Here is a 24,000-nt window from a genome sequence, read left to right as displayed (position 1 = left end):
CTGCTGATTACGTCTACCGACAGATTGGATCCAGAGCTAATCTACTTCACATGGACGTCGCGCAGGAAGCGCAAAAGCAAAACATGGACACGTAGGATTCTGCCAGGATGGCGGAGTGAAAAGGATGTCAGGGAAACAGTCTGCAAAACCCCGCTTCGGCGGGGTTTTCTTTTGCCCGGGTTTTTGTTCCGGGCTCTTCAGCCCAGCCCATCCAGGGGGGCGGTCCCGGGCAATCGTCCTTGCGGGCCATTCATCACGTCTTCCAGCAGGCTGCGCAGCAGCTCCAATGTGCCTTGCTGACGCTGCACGTCGCGACAGACCAGCCCCACTTTCAACGGCACCCTGGGTTCACTCAGCGGTTTCCAGAGCAAATCCTTATTGCCATGTTCCTGGCGTGAGCGCCCCGGCAACACCGTCGCCAGGCGGGTATGGGGCAGGCTATCGAGAATCCCCGCCATATTGTTCAACTCGGCCTGCACTTGCGGGCGGCGCCCGAGGCTGGCCAGTTGCGCCTGCCAGATCTGCCGCACCTGAAATTCCTCGCCGAGCAACAGCATCGGCAACTCGGCCGCCTGGCTGATGGACACTTTCTTGAATTCGCGCAGCGGGTGGTCGGCGGGGATGACCAGGGTCAGCTCATCTTCGTACAGTGACACGCCGTGCAATCCGGCCTGGCGCGGCGGCAGGTAGCTGATGCCGATGTCCAGCGCACCATTGAGCAGCCGGCGTTCGATTTCCAGGCCGGTCAATTCATAGATCTGCACCACCAGATGGGGCTGTGCCTTGCGCACCCGCTCAAGCATTTGCGGCACCAGGCTGGTGTGCACGGTCTGCAACACGCCGATGGCCAGGGTCCGCAGGGCCTGGCCGCGGAAGTTGCCCAGGGCCTCGCGTGCCCGTTGCATGCCATCGAGCAGCGGCAGGGCATGGTTATACAACGTGTGCGCAGCGAGGGTCGGCAACAGGCGCTTGCTGCTGCGCTCGAACAGGCTGACATCGAGGTTCTGTTCCAGCTGCCGGATCTGCTGCGAGAGCGCCGGCTGGGAGATGGAAAGGCGCTCTGCGGCCCGGCCCACATGGCCTTCTTCATAGACCGCGACGAAATAACGCAGTTGCTTGAAATCCATAAGTTTTACTTATCAAAAATGCTGGAAAATCGAAATGGCCGAGTGCCGCCAAGAAGCCTAGTCTAACCCCTATTCACAAGGCTTACAGGGCCAGAGAGCGCGATGAATACGGTTTATGTGGAGGGCGTTTACATAGGCAAGGCAAAAAACCTCGGCCAGGGTTTGATCAGCGACACGGATAAACACCCGGTTGCAAATCGACTCTGGTTGTGGCCGCAAGGCCTGGGCAGCGATGAGCACGGTGATCCGCGCTTTCATACCGGCCCCGAGCGTGCCCTGCATCACTACCCGGCCGAGCACTACGCCTATTGGCGCAAGCGCTATCCACAGATCGACTGGTGCGCCCCGGCCTTTGGCGAAAACCTCTCCACCCACGGCCTGACGGAAGAGCAGGTGTGCCTGGGCGACATGTTTCGCTGGGGCGGCGCCTTGCTGCAGATCAGCCAGCCCCGTTCCCCCTGCTATCGCCTGAGCCACCGCTGGGGCATCCCGAGCCTGCCGCAACAGGCCCAGGACAATGGTCGCTGCGGCTGGTTCTACCGGGTGCTCAAGCCGGGGTTCGTCAGCGCCGACCAGCCGTTCGAGCTGATCCAGCGCAGCTATCCCGGCCTGACCGTGGCCTGGGCCCTGCGTTGTTTTTATCAGGAGCCTCTGGAGCATGCCGGCTTGAAAAAACTGGTGGACTGCCCGGCGCTCGCTTCGCGCTGGCGCGATATCGCAATCAAGCGCATGCGCACCGGCCGCGTCGAAGACTGGTCTTCACGGTTGCTCGGCCTGCCGCTGGAAGGGCTGCGTGCATGAATCTGTTCAATCTGCGGCGCAAGCCCGCCAGCCTCGACGACCTGGCCAATGATTTCTGCCTGGCGGCCAGCGCTGACGAGCGCAGTAGCGAGCGCCTGATGCCCAGCGTGCAGCGGCCTCAACCGGTGTTTGTACGGGGGCAGGGTTCCTGGCTCTGGGACAACGAAGACCGCGCCTACCTGGACTTCACCCAGGGCGCGGCCGCCAACAGCCTGGGCCACAGCCCATCGGCCCTGGTCACGGCGCTGGCCGCCCAGGCGCAATCGCTGATCAACCCCGGCTCGGGGTTTTACAACCGCAGCATGCTCAAGCTCGCCGAACGACTGTGCCTGAGCACCGGTAGCGACCAGGCGTACCTCTTGGGCAGTGGCAGCGAGGCCTGCGAGGCGGCGATCAAGCTGGCGCGCAAGTGGGGCCAACTGCATCGGGGTGGCGCGGCGCAGATCATCACCGCCAGCAACAGTTGTCACGGTCGCGGGTTTGCGGCGATGTCGGCCTCGGCCAGCCCGAACCAGGGCAATCGCTTCGAACCCCGGCTGCCAGGCTTCAGCCATGTGCCGTTCAATGATCTGCCGGCGCTGCATGCCGCGGTGGACGCACACACCGTGGCGATCATGCTGGAACCGATTCAGGGCGAGGCCGGGGTGATTCCCGCCACCGAGCATTACCTCAAGGGCGTCGAGCGGCTGTGTCGCGAGCTGGGCATCCTGCTGATTCTCGATGAAGTGCAGACCGGCATCGGGCGTTGCGGAGCCCTGCTGGCGGAGCAGGTCTACGGCGTCCGCGCCGACATCACTGTGCTCGGCAAGGGCTTGGGGGGTGGCGTGCCGTTGGCGGCGTTGCTGGCGCGTGGCAAGGCCTGCTGTTTCGAGGTGGGCGAACTCGACGGCACCCATCACGGTAACGCGTTGATGAGTGCTGCCGGGCTGGCGGTCCTCGACACGGTGCTGGAGCACGGTTTTCTCGAACAGGTTCGCGACACCGGTCAATACCTGCGCGAAGGCCTGGCGCGCCTGGCCCATCGTCACGGCCAGGGCGCGCTGCATGGCCACGGGTTGTTCTGGGGCTTGAGCCTGTCCGACGACTCGGCCCAGGCACTGGTCAAGGCCGCGTGTCACGAAGGCTTGCTGCTCAGCGCGCCCCAGCCTGACTGCCTGCGCTTCACCCCGGCGCTGACGGTGAGCAAAGCCAACATCGATGAAATGCTGCTGCGCCTCGCGCGTGCGTTTTCTCGGGTGCGCACGGCGCAATTGCAGTGCCGCAAGGGAGTGGCTGTCTGATGCGGGTACTCATTCTGCAACATTCCCCGGCCGCCGGCCCGGGCCGTATCAGCCAGTGGCTGCTGGAACGTGCCAGTGCCGTGCACATCTGCCATCTCTATGCCCAGGCGCGAATCCCGCGGCTCGACAGTTTCGATTTGCTGATCGCCCTGGGCGGGCCGATGAGCGTTCACGATGATCCACAGATTCCCTGGCTGGGCGCCGAAAAGCGCTTGATCAGAAAGGCGCTGTCCGCGGGCAAGCGGGTGTTAGGGATTGGCCTGGGCGGCCAGCTGCTGGCCCAGGCGCTGGGTGCTGAAGTGCGCATCAGCGCATCGCGGGAGATCGGCTGGTGGCCGGTGGAAAAATACCCCCATGCCCAGGGTTCGCCCCTGGGCCTGGCATTGCCGGAACGGCTGATGGCCTTTCATTGGCACGGTGAGAGCTTCGAGCTGCCCAAGGGCGCGTTGCCGCTGTATCGCTCGGCGGCCTGCGCCAACCAGGGGTTTATCTGGCAGGAGCGGGCTATTGCCCTGCAGTGCCTGATGCAGAGCGATTGGCACAGTATCGAGGCGCTGCTCCAGGCCCGGCCCAAGGCCTGGCTGAATGCCGAGCACCAGGCTCGGCCGGATACCGTCGAGGATGACCAGGCGATCCGCGCCGGCATTCCCCATTGCAGTGGCTTGGCGCCGACCCTGTTCCGTTTGCTGGACTACCTCTCAGGGCCGCACCCGACCTTGCGTTGACAGAATTCCTGAACCGTCTCGCGGTAATAACGCGTCGCCCCGTGTCCGATTTTTCGCACGGGGCGTTTTTTTGTCTCGGGCTTTTGCAAAACCCTTTGTGGTACTTGAAGCGGCGTTCTGCTTCGGGTTGCCTGAAGCACTCGGCACGGATTCGCCGAGGTCGGGGCGGGGCGCCGTCGGGCGGCCTGATTTGAAAATATATACCACTTGGTGGTAGGTTTTCTGCGGAAGGGACACCATGAAAGTCCGATTATTCAAAACCAGAGGATTCACGGCCGCCGCCAACAAGGCCTTGATCAGCGACAGCTCGCTCCGGCAAGCCTTCAGCGAGATGCTGCTCGGACAAGCTGACGACCTCGACGGCGGAATCTGGAAAAAACGCCTGAACGCCAACCGCCATCGTTCGATCGTGTTGGCCAGGGGGCGGCGTTATTGGGTGTATCAGTTTCTCTTCGCCAAGCAGGACCAGGGCAACATCAGCCTCAAGGAGCTGATGGCCTTCCGCGAATTGGCCAGGGTCTATGACCGCCTGGACGATTGGCAAGTGCAGCAGATGCTGGAAATGAACGCTTTTGTGGAGATCAAGCATGACTAGGAAATTCAACAGCGAGGCCCTGGAGTCGATCCACGAATCGGCCAGTGCGCTGCACGCCATCGGCGCGATCAGCAAGACCACCCTGCGCCGCTTCGATGAATCCTGCATCGCGGCGGTTCCGGCCGCGATGTCGGCACAGGAGATCAAGGCGATCCGCGAGCGCAATCACGTCAGCCAGCCGGTGTTCGCACGGTACCTGAACACCAGCGCGTCCACGGTCAAGCAGTGGGAGGCCGGTGACAAACGTCCCAGCGGCATGGCGCTCAAGCTGCTGAGCATCGTGCACAAGCATGGCCTGGAAATACTGGCGTGAATCGACCCGCAGGCCGGTAGCGCAGGGCTTAGGGCTGATCGTCAGCCTGAGCGGCCAGGGCAAATCGACTGAACCCTGTCGAGCGGCGCGGGTCGATTAGCTGTAAGGCTCGTGTGAGCCAATTGCCTTTATGGAGCTGCCCATGGACTTTATCCGCATCATCATCGCCATTCTGTTGCCGCCACTGGGGGTGTTTCTGCAAGTGGGTTTCGGCGGCGCGTTCTGGCTGAATATTCTGCTGACCCTGTGCGGTTATATCCCGGGCATCGTGCATGCGGTGTACATCATCGCCAAGCGCTGAAGCCGCGGCCCGCCCCTGATGTCAGGGGCGGGCTTGCCGCGTTGCGGCGGCCGGGCTGAGCGCTTGATTCAGTCCAACCCTTGCATGACCTTCCGATAAAACAACCACTCCTGTTCCAATGCATGAGCCTGGTTGCTCGCCTTGCGAAAGCCGTGGCGCTCGTCCGGGTAGTAGTGGGCCTGGGCCGCAATGCCGTTGTCCGTCAGGGCCTTGAGCATGTCGCGGGTTTGTTCGGGCACCACGACTGCGTCCAGTTCGCCTTGGAAGAAAATCACCGGTACCCGGATATTGCCCGCGTGCAGCAGCGGTGTGCGGGCGCGATAACGCTCGGCGTCCTGCTCCGGGTCGCCAATCAGCCAGTCAAGGTAGTCGCCCTCGAACTTGTGCGTGGTGCGGGTCAGGCCCAGAGGATCGCTGACGCCATACAGGCTGGCGCCGGCGCGAAACACATCGGCGAACGCCAGCGCGCACAAGGTGGTATAGCCCCCCGCGCTGCCGCCGCGAATAAAGGCGCGGCTGCGGTCGATCAGCCCTTGCTCGGCCAGATGCTCGACCACGGCGCAGGCATCCTGCACATCCACCTCACCCCAACGCAGGTGCAGGGCCTGGCGATAGGCCCGGCCGTAACCGGTGCTGCCTCGGTAGTTGAGGTCGGCCACGGCGAACCCGCGTTGGGTCCAGTACTGGATGCGTGGATCGAGTATCGGGTAGCAGGCCGAGGTCGGGCCGCCGTGAATGAACACCACCAACGGCGGTGAGGCTGCGTTGTCCATGGCCGGGTAGAAGAACCCGTGGGCCTGGTCCTGGCCGCTCGGGTAGTTCAGGGTCTGCGGCAGGCTGATCTGCTCTGCGGGCAGCGGCGACACGCCACCGGCCAGCACCTGCACCTGCTGGCTGTGACGATCGATGGCGATCACCGCCGACGGGCTGACCGGCGAGGCGGCGATGCAATAGATGAACTGCTGGTCCATCGCCAGGCTGCGGAAGCGGCTGTAGTTGCCGCTCAAGTCCTGTTGCGTGCCGTCCTGCCGGCGCAGGCCGAGGCGGCCGAAACCGGCCTCGGTCCAGCTCGCCAGCCACGCCTCGCCACCCAGCGGCAGCCAGCTGCAACCGCCCAGTTGCCAAGGCGCCGGGGCATGATCGGCAGCGGCGCTGGGCAGCGGCTGCAAGCCATCCGCCGATTCGCCCCAGGGTTGCCAGAAGCCGCCGCGATCGGTCAGGGCATACAGGCGACCGCTGGCATCGAAGCGTGGTTGTTGCAGGGCCTCTTGCGTGTCGTTACCCGCCAGGCAACGCGGCGCGTTCCAGAGGCCATTGGCCAGGCGCTCGGTGACCATCAGCCGGGTCGCGGTCCAGGGTTGATGGGGGCGATCCCACTCGATCCAGGCCAGGCGCTGGCCGTCGGTGCTCAAGGTGGGCGCGGCGTAGAAATCCGCGCCTTCGGCCAGCAGCTGGCGACTGCCATCTGCCAGGGCAATGGCCACCAACCGGTGCCGGTCCTGATGCTCCTCGACCGCCAGGACCTGGCCCGCGGCGAATTGCAGGTCGCCGTAGCGGCATTCCCCGGCGGTCAGCGCAGTGGGCGTTTCCCCCTGAACGGACTGGCGGTACAGCTGCTGGTCTGCGTCATTGACGAACACCAGCCCGTCGTCGCTCAGGCAGAAGGCGCCGCCGCCATATTCATAGACCCGGCTGCTGACGCTGAAACCCTTGGGCGTCAGGCACCGGGCCTGGTTGTGTTGCCAGTGCCAGATTCGGCAGGCCGCGTCGGCCGGGCGATATTCGTTCCAGAACAGGCCCTGGGCACCGAGGCGCAATTCGCTGAAGTCGACCCCGGCGGCAACTGCCTGGGCGGCGCTGAAGGGCTCAGCCCTTGGCGATGAGGCGTGAGTTTCGTTCATTACGGAAGGCCAGTTGTTCAATGGTTTGGGTGGCGTGCTCGGCGTCTTCGCGAGCCTGGAGGATCATCCCATGATGCGCCGACTTACTGCACACCGGATCTGCATTGCTGGCATCACCGGTGAGCATGAACGCCTGGCAGCGGCAGCCACCGAAGTCTTTTTCCTTCTCGTCGCAGGAGCGGCAAGGCTCGGGCATCCACTCGTAGCCGCGAAAACGGTTGAAGCCGAACGAGTCGTACCAGATGTGCTGCATGCTGTGCTCGCGCACATTGGGGAATTGCACCGGCATCTGCCGCGCGCCATGGCAGGGCAGGGCGGTGCCATCCGGGGTGACGGTCAGGAAAATATTGCCCCAGCCGTTCATGCAGGCCTTGGGGCGCTCTTCGTAGTAATCCGGGGTGACGAAAATCAGCTTGCACGGATGCCCCTCGGCTTCGAGCCTGGCGCGGTACTCGTTGGTCACCCGTTCGGCGCGCACCAGCTGCTCCTTGGTGGGCAGCAGGCCGACGCGGTTCAACTGCGCCCAACCGTAGAACTGGCAGGTCGCGAGCTCGACGAAGTCGGCTTCGAGGGCGATGCACAGCTCGATGATGCGGTCGATCTTGTCGATGTTGTGCCGGTGGGTCACGAAGTTCAGCACCATCGGGTAGCCGTGGGCCTTGACCGCGCGGGCCATTTCCAGCTTTTGCGCGAAGGCCTTTTTCGAGCCGGCCAGCAGGTTGTTCACCTGTTCGTCGCTGGCCTGGAAGCTGATCTGGATGTGGTCGAGCCCGGCCTGTTTGAAGTCGCTGATCTTTTGCTCGGTGAGGCCGATGCCGGAGGTGATCAGGTTGGTGTAAAACCCCAGTTTGCGCGCTTCGGCAATCAGCTCGGCCAGGTCCTGGCGCACCAGGGGTTCGCCCCCGGAAAACCCCAGCTGCGCGGCGCCCATTTCCCGGGCTTCACGAAAGACCTTGAGCCATTGCTCGGTGCTCAGCTCCTTGCCCTGCTCGGCGAAATCCAGCGGGTTGGAGCAATAGGGGCATTGCAGCGGGCAGCGATAGGTCAGTTCGGCCAGCAGCCACAAGGGCAGGCCGACCTCGGGTTTGGGCGGCAGGCGCGCGGTATCAGGCAAGTTCGATCCAGTGCTGAGCACGGGCGACCTCCATGAATTGCTCGATATCGTCCGCCAGCTCAGGCACGCCGGGGAACTGCGCGTCGAGTTCGGCAATGATCGCCGCCACATCACGCTCAGCGTCGATCAGGCCACCGATCAGCGCGGCACTGTCGTTGAGCTTGATCATGCCTTCCGGGTACAGCAACACATGGCCTTTCTGCGCCGGTTCGTACTGGAAGCGGTAGCCGGGTCGCCAGTGCGGAACCTTGCTGCGATCAAAACTCATAGGGTGATCCCCTTATGCCAGACCCGTTGTTCGGTGACGCTGTGATAAGGCGGGCGGTGCAGCTCGTACGCCATGCTCATGGCGTCGAGCATGCTCCAAAGGATGTCCAGTTTGAACTGGAGAATTTCCAGCATGCGCTGCTGGCCCTGCAGGGTGGTGTAGTGCTGCAGGGTGATGGCCAGGCCGTGCTCGACATCACGCCGGGCCTGGCCCAGGCGGGTGCGGAAGTACTGGTAGCCGGCCGGGTCGATCCACGGGTAATGCTGTGGCCAGCTGTCCAGGCGCGACTGGTGGATCTGCGGCGCGAACAGTTCGGTGAGCGAGCTGCTGGCCGCCTCCTGCCAACTGGCGCGCCGGGCGAAGTTGACGTAGGCATCCACCGCGAAGCGCACGCCGGGCAGTACCAGTTCCTGGGAGCGCAGTTGATCCGGGTCCAGGCCCACGGCCTGGCCCAGGCGCAGCCAGGCCTCGATGCCGCCGTCTTCACCGGGGGCACCGTCGTGATCCAGCAGGCGCTGGATCCACTCGCGGCGGATTTCCCGGTCCGGGCAGTTGGCCAGGATCGCGGCATCCTTGAGCGGGATATTGACCTGGTAATAGAAACGGTTGGCGACCCAGCCCTGGATCTGTTCGCGGGTGGCCCGGCCTTCATACATCGCCACGTGATAGGGGTGGTGGATGTGGTAATAGGCGCCCTTGGCCCGCAGGGCCTGTTCGAACTCGGCGGGGGACAGTGCGGTGTCAGTCATTGCGGTTCTCCGGGGGCTGCGAGTGCAAGGTCGCGCAGGCCCGCTCCTGCACAGTGGATGCAGAGCCCGTACAGCGAGCTTGCTCGCGATTCGCCCTACAGCTCAATACTCATTCCGTCGTAAGCCACTTCCACCTTTCGGCGTACCAATTCGGCACGTTCGGCGGAGTCTTCGTCGAGGATCGGGTTGGTGTTGTTAATGTGGATCAGCACCTTGCGCTGGTTCGGCAACTGCTCCAGCACCTCGAGCATGCCGCCCGGGCCGTTTTGCGCCAGGTGGCCCATTTCCCGCCCGGTGCGAGTACCGACGCCACGGCGCTGCATTTCATCGTCGTCCCACAGGGTGCCGTCCACCAGCAGGCAATCGCTGCTGGCCATGATCTTGAGCAGGGAGCCATCGACCTGGCCCAGCCCCGGTGCGTAAAACAAGGTGCCGCCGGTGCGCAGGTCTTCGACCAGCAGGCCGATGTTGTCGCCGGGGTGCGGGTCGAAGCGGTGCGGCGAGTAGGGCGGGGCGGCGCTGCGCAGCGGCAGCGGGCTGAAGCGCAGGTGGGGGCAGGCCGGGATGCCGAAGCTCTGGCCGAGTTCGATGGGGTGCCAGTCCAGCCCACCGTTCCAGTGCTTGAGCATGGTGAACAGCGGGAAACCGGTGCTCAGGTCTTCGTGGACCATGTCGGTGCACCAGACCGAGTGCGGGCATCCTTCGCGCAGGCTGAGCAGGCCGGTGGTGTGGTCGATCTGGCTGTCCATCAGGATGATCGCGCTGACCCCGGTATCGCGCAGGGCCCGGCCCGGCTGCATCGCGGCAAAGCCCTGGAGCTGGGCGCGGATATCCGGCGAGGCGTTGCACAGCACCCAGTTCACGCCGTCATCGGAAATCGCGATCGACGATTGGGTACGCGCCTGTGCCCGCAGGCTGCCATCGCGAAAGCCTGCGCAGTTCACGCAGTTGCAGTTCCACTGCGGGAAACCGCCACCGGCGGCCGAACCTAGAATCTGGACAAACATGGTGGCTCCATCAGGGCAAGACACAACAAAAAAACGCCCCGGCGAGCCGAGGCGTTGCACTGCGGGTTCTGTTTCCGGGGTTCCTGCGAGGCAGTTGCCCGGGGCCAGAAATCAGCGGTTGGCGAAGTACATGGTGACTTCGAAGCCGATACGCAGGTCGGTGTAGGCAGGTTTGGACCAGGACATGGAGGCGCTCCTTCAAGTGGATGGGACGGGTGACTGCATTACATATAGTCCACCTCCGGCCGGAGATGTTCAGATGCTTAGGGAGCTATCTTACTCAATGGTCCCCGGTCCTGACCTGCCCCTGTGCAAGAAAGCCCTTTACCGCCACGGTAATGATCAGCGCTGCACCTGCCACGGTGCGCCCGGGCAAACCCCGGTGGCCAGGCACCTCCAGCCGCCTTCGGCGTGATTCAGACGCAGGGCCGCGTCCTGCAGAGTGGCCGCCGACAGCCCCTCGATGGCTGGCGGCAATTGCTGCAGATAATCCGACGGATGGCCGGCCTGGGCGCTGTGCCATAGCAGCTCGGCGGCTTGGGCCAGCCCCAGGCTGGCGGGGTCGAATTGCGCCGCCAGACTCTGGCGTTGGGAGGCCAGTTCCACGGGGTCAAGCTGAGCCAGCAGCGTTGGCAGTTGCTGCAGAAACTGCAGAATGTGTTCGAGGATCTCAGGCACCGGAGCTCCGGGCGACTGCACGCCAAACAGCAACCCGGTGTGTCCGTTGATCTGGCGTACGCCGCTGAACACCGCATAACCCAGTTGCAGCTCGACCCGCAGGCGTTGATAGAAGGGCGCTTGGGACAGTTGGCCGAGCAGGCGCCAGGCGGCCTCGTCTTCCACGCGGGTCGACGGCGCTGGGCAAAACAGCAGCAGCGCGTGTTCGCTGGAGTCGCAGTCGACGGTTTGCCAGAGGTAGCCGGCCGCGCTGGGGGGGACGTCTGCCAGGGCGCTGTCGGGGCTACCGGGCGTATTGCCCAGGGCTCTTTTCAACGCGTGTTGCGTCGCTTCGGGCAGGCCCAGGCCCAGCCCGTCCCAGCGGGCGCCGTCCCACAGTAACTGCAGGGCCGCGGCATCATTGGTCGCGGCGGATTCCCACTGCGGCTCGGCCAGGGCCTTGAGCAACTGACGGATCGGGATCAGGGGCGCGGCGGCGGGTTCGCTGCTCAGCCACGTGGCGGCAGCGGGCTGGCTCAGCTGTTTGAGCACCTGGGCCAGAATCGCCGGCAGCGGTTGCGGGTGGCCGGTCATTTTCAGCAGCCAGTCTTGGCCATTGGCGTTCAGCGTCACCTCCACCCCGGCCTGGCGCGCATCCACTTGCAGCTCGTGCAGGCTGCGCACCAGCGTCGGCAGCAGCCCGGCCGGGGCCGCCTGGTGCAGACGCCAGCGCAGGTACAGAGCGGCCTCGCCGGTATCTTCGGCCAGGGCCTGGCTGAAGTTCAGCGCCGGCAGCTCGAGCCGGCCACGACTGCGGTCCTGGGCAAAGGTGCGCAGCCCGCGGTGCTTGCTGGTTTGTCCGCGAATCAGGCCGGCGCGTGGCGGCTCGACTTCGGTGGCCAGGAACGGATTGGCAGGCGGCAGTTGCCAGGCAATCGCCAGGGGCTCGCCCGCCTTGGGTTGCAGTTGCTGGAGCAGTGTTTGGAGAGCCGCCAGCCCTGGCCCGGTCAATGCGCCCTGGCGCTGCTCGCTGTCGAACCGTGCCAGTTCGAGCGCGCCCGCGACCTGTTGCCGGCGTTGTTGCAGGCGCGCGTATTCCGCGCTCAGTGGCGGCCAGTCGGTCTGCGTCGCAAAAAAGCCCAGCCAGTCCTGCACCTGTTGGCGGATCAGCGTCACGTGTTCCAGGCCCTGGGGAGTCAAGCCGATGTCGACATGCACCACGGCCTGCCCGGCAAATTGATACAGCGGCGCGGCTTTGAGGCCATCGATCAGGCCGCGTGTTGTCAACTCGGCGACCAGGCCCCCGGGCTTGCTCGACGCCAGCCAGATACAGAGCACCTCCAGGGCCTCTGCGGCACCCTCGGGCAATTGCTCAGCGCACAGCAGCAGGTCCAGGTGACGGCCGTCTTGCCGGGGATAAATCCCTGGGCCGTCGGCCTGCAAATCGGGCGGCAGCTCCTGGGGCACGGGCGCGCCTTTGGCGAACTCGCCGCCGCAACGTTCGGCCAGAGCCCGCAGCTCTTGCAGCGGTTGCGGGCCGGCCAGGCTCAGGGTCATTTGCCCGGCCTGGTAGAAGGTCTGGTAGAACTCGCCCAGGGCCTGGCGAAAGGCCGGGCGTGGCACCGGCAGGCTGTAGCGATTGCCGGCATGGAAGGCGCGTAAGGGGTGGGTCGGGGACAGGCGGTCGAACAGCGAAAACTGCCGTTGTGCCGTGGCATCCCGGGACCAGGCGATAAATTCCGCGTGCAGCACTTCGCGCTCGCGCAGTTGATCGTCTTCGGCCAGGCGCGGGTGGGCCAGCATGTCGCACAGACGCTCCAACCCACCGGCAAAGGCGGCGGGTGGCAACTCGAAAAAGTACTCGGTGCTGCGCTCGCGGGTCTGGGCGTTGACCTGCCCGCCATGACCTTGGACATAGGCCATCAGGCCCTGCTGCGCGGCAAAGCGCTCAGTGCCGAGAAACATCAGGTGTTCCAGAAAGTGCGCCAGGCCAGGCCAGGCCGGAGGCACATCGTGGCTGCCGGCATTGACCCGCACGCTCGCCGCGCAGCGTTTCAAATGGGGGCATGGCGCAATGAAACCCGCAGGCCGTTGGCCAGGGTTTCAGTGTGGGGCAGGTGGGGGTGGTTCAGCGCGGGCATGAGCACTTCCAGAACAGAGAAGCGCTCATGCTAGCGGATAACCCGGGATCAGCGCTTGTTCAGGTCGTCGTAAAGCTCGGGGCGGCGGTCGACGAAATAGCGATTGATCGCCCGGGAGTCGAGCATCAATTGCCGGTCCAGCACGCCGCTGATCAACGCTTCGTCGAGCCCGGCCCTGGCGCAGAGGGTGCCATCGGGAGCGGCGATGCTGCTCAGGCCGCAGTAGTGGATTTCGTCCTCGCTGCCGCAGTAGTTGGCGTAGGCCACGTAGCACTGGTTTTCAAAGGCCCGGGAACGCACGGTCACCTCGGCAACGAACTCATAGGGACGCATGTTCGCTGTCGGCACCAGGATCAGCTCGGCGCCGGCCAGTGCCAGACACCGGGCGTTTTCCGGGAACTCAATGTCGTAGCAGATCAGGAACCCGAGTTTCCAGCCGTTCAATTCCACCAGCGGGAACTGGTCGGCCCCGGCGCTGAACATCGAGCGGTCGAGGTCGCCGAACAGGTGGGTCTTGCGGTAGTTGCACAGGCGCTGGCCCTGGGCATCGATCAGTTGGATGGCGTTGTAGATCTGCCCGTCCTCGGCGCGCTCGGCATAGCCATAGACAATCGCGGTGCCCGCAGCCCGGGCGATGGCCGCGATATGTTCGGCCGAGGGGCCGTCCTGGGCTTCGGCCAGGGCGCCAGCCGCCTCGGGGCCGATGTTGTAGCCGCTGAGGTACATCTCGGGCAGCACCAGCAGGTCGGCGTCGCTGGCTTCCATGGCGATGTTTTGCAGGCGTTGCAGGTTGCCGGCTACATCCAGGGGCAGTGGCGGGCACTGATAAAGCGCTACGCGCATGGGGATTACTCCTGATCAACCGCGGGGCCGGCTTGGCAGCGGTGCTGCTGGCAAGCCGGCCCGCGAGGGCGGGTGTCGACTATTCGGCCAGGGCGATGGGGCCGATTTCGTGGAACACATCGCCTGGGCCCGGGTTTTCGGCGTGGGTCTGCCCGCCGAAGTGCTTCATGATGCCCCAAACCGCATTCAAGGAGGTCTGTACCGCGCCTTCGACCCAGGCCGGGGTCCAGGACACATCGTCGCCGGCGATAAAGATTCCGCGTTGTTCGGCGGGCATATCGTCCTGCATGAAGTGCGCGTACATCCGTTGGTTGTAGCGGTAGTGGCCCGGCAGCGCGCCTTTGAAGGCACCGAGGAAATGCGGGTCGGCTTCCCAGGACACGGTGATCGGATCGCCGATGATGCGCGCGGCGATGTCGACTTTCGGGTAGATCTTTTTCAAGGCGTCGAGGGCCAGCTTCACGCGCTTTTCCACCGGGTGCGGGAGCATTTTCAGGGCGTCGCTCATCCATGAGTAGGACAGGCAGATCACCCCTGGCTTGTCGTCGCCGTTATCGAACAGATAAGTGCCACGGGTCAGGCGGTCGGTGAGGGTCATGCTCATCAGGTCGCGCCCGGTTTCCGGGTCTTTGTCCTTCCAGAATGGCCGGTCGACCATGACGAAGGTTTTCGACGACTGCATGTAGCGCGTGCGGTCCAGAGCCATCCACATCTTTTGCGAGAACAGGGTTTCGTCGCATTCGATCTGGGTGGTCAGCAGCCAGCTCTGGCAAGTGGTCAGCACCGCTGCGTATTCCCGGGTATCGCCCCAGTTGTCGGTCACCGCAAAGCGCCCGTCCGCGGCGTGGGCGATGCGTTTCACGCCCGTGCGCGGTGCGCCGTTATGCAGCGAGCTGAGGCTGGTGCCTTCGGGCCAGTGCGCGCAACGCTCGGGCACATGGCGCCAGATGCCCAGGGGCACTTGCTCGACGCCGCCGACCACCAGGTGCTGGTGATCGTCGCAGTTGGTCATGACCACGCGGAAGATTTCCAGCATCGAGTTGGGGAAGTCCGAGTCCCAGCCGCCGGTGCCGAAGCCGACCTGGCCGAACACTTCACGGTGGTGGAAGGACAGCTTGGCGAAGGCTTTGGAGGTGGCGACGAAGTCGTAGAAGGTGCGGTCGTCCCACAGCGGTACCAGGGTGTTCCACAGTTGCTTGAGGCGCGGCACATCGCGTTCGCGAATGGCTTGCTGGATCTCGCCGAAGCGCGAACCGTCCTCCAGGGCATCGGCCCAGGCGTCGGCCACTTCCTGGAACAGCGCCGGCAGGTCGGCGAGTTTCTGCGCGTAGTGGGTCTGGCCTTCGAGGTCGATCACGGTGCTGCCCGAGGCCGGGGTCAGCGGGTTGGGGAAGGGCTTGGTTTGCAGACCGAGCTTGTCGACGTAGTGATAGAAGGCGGTGGATGACACCGGAAACCGCATGCCGCCCAACTCGGCGATGATGCCCTCGGCGCCTTCAAAGGCCTGGGAGCGCAGGCGTCCGCCCATCTTCGAGGCTTCATACACCACGGGCTTGAGGCCCAGTTTCATCAGTTCGTACGCAGCCACCAGGCCGGCGATACCGGCACCGACAATGGCCACCTCGGCGCCGTGGTTGGCCTGGGGAATGCTGCCCAGGCCGGCGGGGTGCTCGATCCAGTCGTCAAAGGCAAAAGGGAAGTCCGGGCCGAAAATGGTGATCGGTTTTTTACCGTCTGCAGGATGGCGATTGTTCTTGTTCATGGCGGGACCTTGCTGGCGGCTCACGCAGAGCGTTGAGTATAGAAAAAGCTGGCAGCCATTCTAGGGAGCGTAACGCCCGTAAATAAGACGCAAAGTGTCGTCGTTTTGGATTCATATCAGGCGATATGACGAACTGATATGAATTAACGACGAAGTGTGGCTGCTGGTGAAGTATCGGGCGCTGTCAGACGATGGGTTTACACCTGACACTTTTCGGGCGCGATTTGGGCCAGCGCAGCCTCGCGCTGCTCGGCAGCGGTTACAGGGTCAGAGGGGGTGGCCGCGGTCGATTTTGCTGCTGAGGATGATGGAGGTGGTGGTTTTTTCGACGCCGTCGACGCTGCCGATCTGGTCGAGCAATTGGTCGAGCTGTTCCGGCGAGTCGGTGCGCAGCCAGGCCACATAATCGAATTCGCCGCTGACCGCACACAGTTGCTGGACCTGGGCCATGGCGCTGAGGCGGCGCAGCACTTCCTTGCCCGAGCGCGGCTGGACCTTGATGCCCACATACGCTTGCAGGCCGCCATCGATCACCCGTTGCCCCAGGCGCACGCCATAGCCGGTGATGACCCGTGCTTTTTCCAGGCGGGCCAGGCGCGAGGTCACGGTGGTCCGCGCGATGCCCAGTTGCCGGGCCAGCATGGCCACGCTTTCGCGGGCGTTGATCTGCAAGGCGGCAATCAGTTGACGATCGATTTCGTCGAGGACGGGAGGGCGGCTTTCAGACACAGTGGGCTCCGGCGCGGGAATCGGTGGGCGAGCATGTTACAGCCTCGCCCGCACCGACGCTCGCCGCGCTACTGACGCTGGAACTGCGCGTAGTTCTGCGGGGTGACCAACTGCGTGGGAATCCAGATATCGCCTTGCAAGGCTTCGTGGTTGATCAGTTGCACGGCGGCGTCCAGGGAGCCGGCACCGATGGCCACCGGATCGCGGAAAACACTGACCGCCAACTGGCCTTTTTTCAGTGCCAGCAAGCCGTCCGGGGTGCCGTCGATGCCGCCCACCAGGATGTCGTCGCGCCCGGCCTGGCGCAGGGCCATGGCGGCGCCGATGCCCATTTCGTCATTGTTGGCGGCGACCGCATCAATGGCCTGGCCCTTGGTCAGCCATTCGTTCATCAGGTCCATGCCTTTTTCCCGCTGCCAGTCGCCGGACTGCTCTTCGACGAGCTTGATGCCCGGGTAGTTGGCCAGTACGTCCTTGACCCCGTGGGTGCGCTTGCCGGTGTCGCTGTGGGCCAGGCGCCCGAGAATCACTGCAAGGTTGCCTTTGCCGCCCATCTTCTCGGCCAGGTACTGCATCTGCAGGCGGCCGATGGCGCGCTCGTCGGTGCCGACAAACACCACGCCGGTCGGCAGGGTTTCGACTTCGGGACGGCTGTTCATGTAGACCAGGGGGATGCCAGCCGCCAGGACCTTTTCGCTGATCTTGCGGGTGGCGGCGGTGTCGGCCGGGTTGACGATGATGGCGTCGACCTTCTGGCTGATAAAACTCTCGACCTGGCTCAACTGGCGCACCACGTCGCTGGCGGAGTCCTCGACCTGCAGGGTGACGCCGCCCGGCACCTGCCTGGCGCGGTCTTGCATGGCTTTCACCAGGTAGGAAATGTAGTTGTCGTACTGCCCCACCGTAACGCCGATGCGCAGTTCGGCGTGGGCGGAAACAGAGAGCAGAAACACGCACAGGCAGCCCAGGAAACGTCTCATGGCATCTGATCCTTTTTTATTGTGGGAGACGAGGAACGGCAGATTCTGTAAATACATTATTGGAATAAATATTCCATAACAATACTGTTTGGAATTTATTATTTCCTGCGCGGTACGGCTTTATGGCTAATCTGAAACCGCTCATGACATTTTTTGCCACAAATTGGCTGCGACAAGTTGTCATAAGTAACTAGGTAGTACATTCTCTCGCCCACGTTAAAGATGGGAGAAATTTCCGACATGAACAACTCTGGAGCTGCCGCCGGCAGCAAATGGCTGCTGGTGGGCCTGGGTGTCCTGATCGCACTGATCGGGCTTGGCCTGGCAGGTGGCGGTGGCTATCTGGTGAGTCTGGGTGGCAGTGGGTACTTCCTGCTGATGGGCCTGGCGATGCTGGTTTCCGGCCTGTTGATCGCCCGCAGCAACCCTCGCGGTGCCTGGCTCTATGGCGTGGCCCTGGTGCTGACCGCGATCTGGGCGGTGTGGGACACCGGCCTGGAATACTGGCCGCTGGTGTCGCGGGTCCTGACCTTCGCCGTGATCGGCCTGGTGGTGGCTCTGGTTTACCCGACCCTGGTGCGGGCTTCCGGCGCGACCGCCGGCCGTGGCGCCTATGGCTTGGCCGGTGTGCTCGGCCTTGGCGTGGTGGCGACCCTGGCCTACATGTTTGTGCCGACCCATGTGGTCAAGGCCAGCGTTGAGCCGGCGGTGACCCCGGTGGTGCCGGGCACCGAGCAGAAAGACTGGGCGCACTGGGGCAACACCACGGCGGGCAACCGCTTTGCCGCGCTGGACCAGATCAACAAAGGCAATATCGACAAGCTGCAAGTGGCCTGGACCTTCCGCACCGGCGACATTCCCGAGAGCAATGGCTCTGGCGCCGAAGACCAGAACACCCCATTGCAGGTCGGCGACAATATTTACGTCTGCACCGCCTACGGCAAAGTCTTCTCCCTGGACGCCGACACCGGTGCCGAGCGCTGGAAGTTCGACCCCAAGGGCAGCGCACCGAACTGGCAGCGTTGCCGTGGCCTGGGTTACTTCGATAGCAGCAGCGCAGCGACCGGGACCGCGCAGCCCGTGGCGGCGAGCGCCTGTGTCAAACGGCTGTTCCTGCCGACCATCGATGCCCGCCTGATCGCCATCGACGCCGAAACCGGCAAGCCCTGCGCCGACTTTGGCGACCAGGGCACGGTCGATCTGAAAACCGACATGGGCGAGGTCAAACCCGGTTATTACCAGCAGACCTCGACCCCCCTGGTGGCGGGCAATGTGGTGATTGTCGGCGGCCGCGTCGCCGATAACTTCTCCACCGGCGAACCACCGGGCGTGGTGCGTGCGTTCGACGTGCGCAGCGGCGAGCTGGTCTGGGCCTGGGATCCGGGCAACCCGAACACCACCAAGCGGCCACCGGCGGGCGAGACTTACACCCGCGGTACGCCTAACGTGTGGTCGGCGATGTCTTATGACCCCAAGCTTGGCCTGGTCTACCTGCCTACCGGCAACGCGACCCCGGACTTTTTTGCGGGTGAACGGACCGAGTTCGATGACAAGTGGAGCTCCTCCATCGTCGCCCTCGACGTTGCAACCGGCCAGGTGCGCTGGCACTTCCAGACCACCCACCACGACCTCTGGGATTTCGACCTGCCGGCGCAGCCGCTGCTGTACGACGTGCCGGACGACAAGGGTGGCGTGCAACCGGCGCTGGCCCAGGTCACCAAGCAGGGCGAGATCTTCCTGCTCAACCGTGAGACCGGCAAGCCGATTGCCCGGGTCGAAGAGCGGCCGGTGCCCCAGGGCAATGTGCCGGGCGAGCGTTATTCGCCGACCCAGCCGTTCTCCGTGGAAATGCCGTCGATCGGTAACCAGACCCTCACCGAAGCCGATATGTGGGGTGCCACGCCGTTCGATCAGTTGATGTGCCGGATCCAGTTCAAGGGCATGCGCCATCAGGGCGTCTATACCCCGCCGGGCCTGGACCGTGCCCTGCAATTCCCGGGTTCCCTGGGGGGCATGAACTGGGGCAGCGTGTCGGTGGACCCGAACACGAACTACATGTTCGTCAACGACATGCGCCTGGGCCTGGCCAACTACATGATCCCGCGGGACAAGATCGCCGCCGGTGCCAGCGGCATCGAAATGGGTGTGGTGCCCCAGGCCGGTACGCCATTTGGCGCCATGCGTGAACGCTTCCTGTCGGCGGCTGGCATTCCGTGCCAGAAACCACCGTTCGGCACCATGTCGGCCATCGACCTGAAGACCCGCAAGCTGATGTGGCAGGTGCCGGTGGGCACCGTGCAGGACACCGGCCCGATGGGCATCCGCATGCACATGCAGATCCCGATCGGCATGCCGACCCTGGGCGCCTCCCTGGCCACCCAATCCGGCCTGCTGTTCTTCGCCGGCACCCAGGACTTCTACCTGCGCGCCTTCGACACCGGCAACGGCAATGAAATCTGGAAATCCCGCCTGCCGGTGGGTAGCCAGTCGGGGCCGATGACCTACGTGTCACCGAAAACCGGCCAGCAGTACATCCTGCTCACCGCCGGTGGCGCCCGTCAGTCGACGGACCGGGGCGATTACGTGATCGCCTATGCGCTGCCCAAGTAAGGGCTGACACCGCACAGTGAAAAGCCGCGCATTGCGCGGCTTTTTCATGGGCCAGGGTTTTGCGTCGGCTTGGGGCTGCGCCGTCCCTGCAGAGTGACGTCTGGTTCACTGAGGGGCCCAGCGTCAGGCCGATACCTGCACCCCTTCCGGCAGGGGGGCGGCACCGGCGATCTTGCACAGTTCCACGCCCGGGGCGGCGAAGCGGATGGCAGAGCGCATGTACATCACACCGCAGGTTGAGCTGCGCACCACCTGGGTCACGCCGGACAGTGGGTCGATCAGTTCCACCACCGGGTCCCCGTGGTTGATCCAGGCCCCGGGTTTATGCAGGAACACCACCAGCCCGGCGCAGGGCGCACGCAAGGTCAGCGAGCCGGCAAAAGGCGTCGCCGGGTTTTGCAGCGCCGGCATTGCCGGAGCTTCGCCGCCCACGACCCCCAGGTGCTGCAGGTAGGCGAAGAGCTGCCCGGCATCGCTCTGTGCCAGGCCGTGTTCGACATCGGCTTCGCCCCGCAGCTCCAGGGTCACGCTGGCACAGCCCAGGGGGATCGGGAAGTGTTCGCCGAACCGCTCGGCCAGGCGCCACCAGGGTTGGCCGCAAGCCTCGTCGAACGAGCCGGCGCCGGTGCCGCTGGCCAGCAGGCTGGCGTGCACGCCCAGGTAGCGCGCCAGGGGTTCGATCTGCGGCCAGTAAGGGGTTTCGGCGTACAGGTGAAGGATGGCCTGGGCGTCGCAGTGCAGGTCCAGCACCACATCGGCGTCATGGGCCAGCAGCAGTTGGGCCCGCCGCAATGAGTCGAGCTCGCTGGTGACCGGCCATTGTTGCAGGGCCTGGCCCATGGCCTGACGGATCAGGCGCCGATTGTCCGAGGCGTCCTGGCCCAGGCGTGCCTCGAGGCCGTCGCTGATCAACGCCGCCAGGTCGGGGTAGCGGCGGTTGAAGTTTTCCCCGCTGTTGAAGTCGAAGCGGCCCATGGCATCGTGCATCAGGGTCTGTTCCAGGCCCACCGGGTTGGCGATCGGCACCAGGACGATTTCCCCGAGGATCGCACCCTCTGCCTGGGCCTGGTCCAGGCGCTGGCGCAGGTGATGCAGCACCAGCATGCCGGGCAGTTCATCGGCATGCAGGCTGGCCTGCAGGTAGACCTTTTTGCCCCGCCCGGGTTCGCCGTAATGCAAACTCGTCAGGTCCCGTCGGGTGCAGGGGCTGCGGGCCAGCAAGGGCTGGTGTTGGACACGCATGGGGGCTTCCTCGGCAGTGATGGCGGGCCATTCTCGGTAAAGCAAAACAGCCCATCAATCGAAGAATTTGCGCCTCACTGGTGAGCGCAATTGCCCATTGCCGCGCCTCAACTGCTGATCGGCGGCTTGTCGCTGATGCCCTGGGTGGTGGCCAGCAACTGGTTTTTCAGCCAGGTACTGAAGGCCTGCACCACCGAGCGTTCGGCCTTGGTCGGGTCGACCACCAGGAAGTAGCCGCGCAGCGGGTTGATGGCAATCTCGAACGGCCTGACCAGCAGGCCTCGCGCCAGGGCATCGCCGCTGAGCAGGTTGTCGCCGATGGCCACGCCCTGGGCCGCGATGCAGGCCGATTGGGCGCAATGGGCGTCGGAAAAAATGATCCCGCTGCTGGCGTCGATGCTGGAGGCCCCGGCCGCCGCCAGCCAGACCCGCCAGTCGGTCTGGTCGCTCATGTGGATCAGCGGAAAACCGGCCAGCTCCTGAGGTGTTTTCAGGCCGCCCAGGGCGTTGATCAGGCGTGGGCTGCACACCGGGAAAAAGTGCAGGGCGACGATCTGCTCCACCAGCAGGTCCGGCCAGTCGCCAATGCCATAGGCGATGAACAGGTCGGCATTCGGGTCGCTGGTATCGTCCGGTGCGCGAGGGGTGACCACCTGCAATTGCACCTGCGGGTACTGCCGCAGGAAATCGTTGATGTGGTAGCACAGCCAGAAGCTGGCGAACCCCGGGTTGCAGCTGATACGCAATTTGCCCGAGATCTGCTGGTCCTCGAAGCGGCGGCCGGCTTCCTGGATGTCGGCGAGGATCTGGTGCACTTCGCGGGCATAACATTCACCGCGATAGGTCAGACCAATGCCACGGCCGATGCGTTCGGTGAGGGCAAAGCCCAGGCTCTGTTCGAGGCTGTTGATCTGATGGCTGATGGCGCTGCGGGTCAGGTTCAACTGGCGCGCGGCGTCGGTCACGCTGCCCAGGCGGGCGACCGCATCCAGGGCGCGCAGGGCGGTCATCGAGGGGTAACGCATGCAACCTCCTGGCAGCGATGGGGTGCCTTCCAGCCCGGGCAGACAGGCAACAAGGCGGCTGATGTTTGGGTAATTTAATTTGACATTAACGCAAAATAAATTCGATTGATGTAATTATTCATTCACCAATACTAGGGGCCTGCGCCAGCTCCGGGTGAGCCTGGCCACTAATAAAAATAATGTGAGGAGCTCCCATGGTCAGTTGTGCCCAGGCGTTGGTCCGGTTGCTTGAAGGCTATGGCGTGGAGTCGGTATTCGGCATTCCAGGCGTGCATACGGTCGAGCTTTATCGTGGGTTGCACGGCAGTTCCCTGCGTCATGTCAGCCCGCGCCATGAACAGGGTGCCGGCTTCATGGCCGACGGTTACGCCCGTGCCAGCGGCAAGCCGGGGGTGTGTTTCATCATTACCGGCCCCGGCATGACCAACATCCTCACGGCCATGGGCCAGGCCTACGCCGACTCGGTGCCGATGCTGGTGATTTCCACCACCAGCCGCCGCGAGCATCTGCGCCTGGGCCACGGTTACCTGCATGAGATGCCTGACCAGCGTGCCATGGTCGCCGGGGTCTGCGCCTTCAGCCACACCCTGCAACGCCCGCAGGAACTGCCGGAACTGCTCGGCCGGGCCTTTGCCCTGTTCGGCTGCTCGCGTCCGCGCCCGGTGCATATCGAGATCCCGCTGGATGTACTGGAAATGCCGGCCGACGACCTCGACCTGCGCCCCCGCGCCTTGCCCCAGGCGCCCGCACCGGCGGCCGAAGCCATTGCCAGTGCGGTGCAGTTGCTGAGTCAGGCGCGCAAGCCGTTGATCCTTGCCGGAGGCGGCGCACGTCGCGCCGCGGGTGCATTGCGCGCCCTGGCCGAACGCTTGCAGGCACCGGTGGCGCTGACCACCAACGCCCGAGGCCTGCTGCCCCCGGAACACCCGTTGCTGCTCGATGGCGTGCAGTCGTCGAGCCATGGTCGCGAGCTGATCGCCGAGGCTGACGTGGTGCTGGCGGTGGGCACTGAACTTGGGGAAACCGACTACGACTTCTTCGGCCTCGGGCCCTTGCGCCTGAACGCACCCTTGATTCGGCTGGACATCGATCCGCTGCAGATTCTCGGCGCCCTGCGGGCCGACATCGGCCTGCTGGGGGATGCCGGGCAGGGCTTGCAGGCGCTGCACGACGCTCTGCCGGAGCGGCCTGCGGGTACCTGGGCCGAGGCGCGGGTGGCCGCCGTGAATGCGGCTGAGCGCGCGGGCTGGAACCACAAGCAAGGGCGGATGCAGGCGCTGCTCGACACCCTGCGCGACAGCCTGCCGGCACCGATAGTGGTCGGTGATTCGACCCAACCGGTGTACCAGGGCGCCCTGGGCTACCGGGCGCCGCAGGCCAATAGCTGGTTCAACGCCGGCACCGGGTTCGGCACCCTGGGCTACGCCTTGCCGGCTGCCATTGGCGCCAAGCTGGCGATGCCGGGCCGTCCGGTGCTGGCGCTGGTGGGGGATGGCGGGGCGCAGTTCTCCAGCGCGGAACTGATCGCGGCCCAGGAGGCCGGGTTGGGAGTGATTCTGGTGCTGTGGAACAACCACTGCTACGGCGAGATTCGCGACTACATGACCGCACGGGATATCGCGCCGCTGGGGGTGGACATCCTGACCCCGGACTTCGCCGCCCTGGCCCAGGCCAGCCACGTGCAGTACCACCGCGTGAGCGCACGCGCAGCGCTGGGCGAGTTGCTGGCCGACCTGGCCGATACGCGGCAGCCGGTGCTGATCGAAGTGGACGCCCAAGCCTTTCTCTCGGCCTGACCCAACAGCCGCGAAACCACCTGGAGTTGTGTGC

21 protein-coding genes and 1 pseudogene are annotated in these 24,000 nt (G+C 64.5%); 8 read left to right on the top strand and 14 right to left on the bottom strand.

Annotation, left to right across the window (positions count from 1 at the left end):
• Positions 1 to 197: 197 nt before the first annotated feature.
• Positions 198 to 1,127 (bottom strand): LysR family transcriptional regulator, encoded by a 930-nt coding sequence (locus tag JFU57_RS04765; protein ID WP_078472836.1) that lies wholly within the window; start codon positions 1,125 to 1,127, stop codon positions 198 to 200.
• 102 nt (positions 1,128 to 1,229) lie between these two features.
• Between JFU57_RS04765 and JFU57_RS04760 the strand changes: the two genes are divergently transcribed.
• The 6 genes from JFU57_RS04760 to JFU57_RS04735 all read left to right on the top strand — a co-directional run bounded on the left by JFU57_RS04760 (position 1,230) and on the right by JFU57_RS04735 (position 5,142).
• Positions 1,230 to 1,928 (top strand): MOSC domain-containing protein, encoded by a 699-nt coding sequence (locus JFU57_RS04760; protein ID WP_020295422.1) that lies wholly within the window; start codon positions 1,230 to 1,232, stop codon positions 1,926 to 1,928.
• The gene (locus tag JFU57_RS04755; RefSeq protein WP_201128306.1) at positions 1,925 to 3,208 is read left to right on the top strand and encodes an aspartate aminotransferase family protein; all 1,284 of its coding nucleotides are present in this window, start codon (positions 1,925 to 1,927) and stop codon (positions 3,206 to 3,208) included. Before JFU57_RS04760 ends, JFU57_RS04755 begins: the two co-directional genes overlap by 4 nt.
• Positions 3,208 to 3,933: a type 1 glutamine amidotransferase gene (locus JFU57_RS04750; protein WP_201128305.1), complete on the top strand. Its 726-nt coding sequence runs from the start codon at positions 3,208 to 3,210 to the stop codon at positions 3,931 to 3,933. The genes JFU57_RS04755 and JFU57_RS04750 overlap by 1 nt, the downstream gene beginning before the upstream one ends.
• A gap of 238 nt (positions 3,934 to 4,171) precedes the next feature.
• The gene (locus tag JFU57_RS04745; RefSeq protein ID WP_201128303.1) at positions 4,172 to 4,528 is read left to right on the top strand and encodes a type II toxin-antitoxin system RelE/ParE family toxin; all 357 of its coding nucleotides are present in this window, start codon (positions 4,172 to 4,174) and stop codon (positions 4,526 to 4,528) included.
• Positions 4,521 to 4,841 carry a helix-turn-helix domain-containing protein gene (locus JFU57_RS04740; protein WP_201128301.1) on the top strand — a complete coding sequence of 107 codons (321 nt, stop codon included), beginning with the start codon at positions 4,521 to 4,523 and terminating at the stop codon, positions 4,839 to 4,841. Before JFU57_RS04745 ends, JFU57_RS04740 begins: the two co-directional genes overlap by 8 nt.
• Positions 4,842 to 4,983: 142 nt before the next feature.
• Entirely contained in the window at positions 4,984 to 5,142 is a 159-nt protein-coding gene (locus JFU57_RS04735; RefSeq protein ID WP_003228885.1) for a YqaE/Pmp3 family membrane protein, read from the top strand.
• Positions 5,143 to 5,210: 68 nt separating this feature from the next.
• On the opposite strand, the gene JFU57_RS04730 is transcribed toward JFU57_RS04735, so the two are convergent.
• The 11 genes and pseudogenes from JFU57_RS04730 to JFU57_RS04680 form a co-directional block, all read right to left on the bottom strand.
• Entirely contained in the window at positions 5,211 to 7,043 is a 1,833-nt protein-coding gene (locus tag JFU57_RS04730; protein ID WP_201128299.1) for a dipeptidyl-peptidase 5, read from the bottom strand.
• Positions 7,009 to 8,178: a pyrroloquinoline quinone biosynthesis protein PqqE gene (gene pqqE, locus JFU57_RS04725; protein ID WP_078472843.1), complete on the bottom strand. Its 1,170-nt coding sequence runs from the start codon at positions 8,176 to 8,178 to the stop codon at positions 7,009 to 7,011. The genes JFU57_RS04730 and pqqE overlap by 35 nt, the downstream gene beginning before the upstream one ends.
• Positions 8,150 to 8,425: a pyrroloquinoline quinone biosynthesis peptide chaperone PqqD gene (gene pqqD, locus JFU57_RS04720; protein ID WP_020295429.1), complete on the bottom strand. Its 276-nt coding sequence runs from the start codon at positions 8,423 to 8,425 to the stop codon at positions 8,150 to 8,152. The genes pqqE and pqqD overlap by 29 nt, the downstream gene beginning before the upstream one ends.
• Positions 8,422 to 9,174, bottom strand: a complete 753-nt coding sequence (pqqC, locus tag JFU57_RS04715) for a pyrroloquinoline-quinone synthase PqqC (RefSeq protein WP_020295430.1) — start codon at positions 9,172 to 9,174, stop codon at positions 8,422 to 8,424. The genes pqqD and pqqC overlap by 4 nt, the downstream gene beginning before the upstream one ends.
• Positions 9,175 to 9,269: 95 nt before the next feature.
• Positions 9,270 to 10,181, bottom strand: coding sequence for a pyrroloquinoline quinone biosynthesis protein PqqB (gene pqqB / locus JFU57_RS04710; protein WP_078472844.1), 912 nt, complete (start codon positions 10,179 to 10,181; stop codon positions 9,270 to 9,272).
• 111 nt (positions 10,182 to 10,292) lie between these two features.
• Positions 10,293 to 10,367, bottom strand: coding sequence for a pyrroloquinoline quinone precursor peptide PqqA (gene pqqA / locus JFU57_RS04705; protein WP_020295432.1), 75 nt, complete (start codon positions 10,365 to 10,367; stop codon positions 10,293 to 10,295).
• Between the two features lie 156 nt (positions 10,368 to 10,523).
• Positions 10,524 to 12,979 (bottom strand): annotated as a pseudogene (pqqF, locus tag JFU57_RS04700) (pyrroloquinoline quinone biosynthesis protein PqqF).
• 48 nt (positions 12,980 to 13,027) lie between these two features.
• Positions 13,028 to 13,822, bottom strand: a complete 795-nt coding sequence (locus JFU57_RS04695; protein WP_201128298.1) for a carbon-nitrogen hydrolase family protein — start codon at positions 13,820 to 13,822, stop codon at positions 13,028 to 13,030.
• Positions 13,823 to 13,901: 79 nt separating this feature from the next.
• Positions 13,902 to 15,584 carry a flavin monoamine oxidase family protein gene (locus JFU57_RS04690; protein ID WP_201128296.1) on the bottom strand — a complete coding sequence of 561 codons (1,683 nt, stop codon included), beginning with the start codon at positions 15,582 to 15,584 and terminating at the stop codon, positions 13,902 to 13,904.
• Between the two features lie 267 nt (positions 15,585 to 15,851).
• Positions 15,852 to 16,313, bottom strand: a complete 462-nt coding sequence (locus JFU57_RS04685; protein ID WP_078472848.1) for an Lrp/AsnC family transcriptional regulator — start codon at positions 16,311 to 16,313, stop codon at positions 15,852 to 15,854.
• A 68-nt stretch (positions 16,314 to 16,381) separates the two neighbouring features.
• Positions 16,382 to 17,293 (bottom strand): sugar ABC transporter substrate-binding protein, encoded by a 912-nt coding sequence (locus JFU57_RS04680; RefSeq protein WP_201128294.1) that lies wholly within the window; start codon positions 17,291 to 17,293, stop codon positions 16,382 to 16,384.
• 240 nt (positions 17,294 to 17,533) lie between these two features.
• On the opposite strand from JFU57_RS04680, the gene JFU57_RS04675 reads away from it, so the two are divergent.
• Positions 17,534 to 19,903 (top strand): glucose/quinate/shikimate family membrane-bound PQQ-dependent dehydrogenase, encoded by a 2,370-nt coding sequence (locus tag JFU57_RS04675; protein ID WP_201128292.1) that lies wholly within the window; start codon positions 17,534 to 17,536, stop codon positions 19,901 to 19,903.
• A gap of 123 nt (positions 19,904 to 20,026) precedes the next feature.
• Here JFU57_RS04675 and JFU57_RS04670 read toward each other — a convergent pair whose 3' ends face one another.
• Entirely contained in the window at positions 20,027 to 21,145 is a 1,119-nt protein-coding gene (locus JFU57_RS04670) for a succinylglutamate desuccinylase/aspartoacylase family protein (RefSeq protein WP_201128290.1), read from the bottom strand.
• 107 nt (positions 21,146 to 21,252) lie between these two features.
• Positions 21,253 to 22,170, bottom strand: a complete 918-nt coding sequence (locus JFU57_RS04665; RefSeq protein WP_078472852.1) for a LysR substrate-binding domain-containing protein — start codon at positions 22,168 to 22,170, stop codon at positions 21,253 to 21,255.
• 194 nt (positions 22,171 to 22,364) lie between these two features.
• On the opposite strand from JFU57_RS04665, the gene JFU57_RS04660 reads away from it, so the two are divergent.
• Positions 22,365 to 23,966, top strand: coding sequence for a 5-guanidino-2-oxopentanoate decarboxylase (locus JFU57_RS04660; RefSeq protein WP_201128288.1), 1,602 nt, complete (start codon positions 22,365 to 22,367; stop codon positions 23,964 to 23,966).
• The last annotated feature ends 34 nt before the right edge of the window (positions 23,967 to 24,000 follow it).

It is taken from the genome of Pseudomonas sp. TH07 (genome assembly GCF_016651285.1).
Taxonomy (GTDB): Bacteria; Pseudomonadota; Gammaproteobacteria; order Pseudomonadales; family Pseudomonadaceae; genus Aquipseudomonas.
This window is presented reverse-complemented; position numbering and strand designations above follow the sequence as displayed.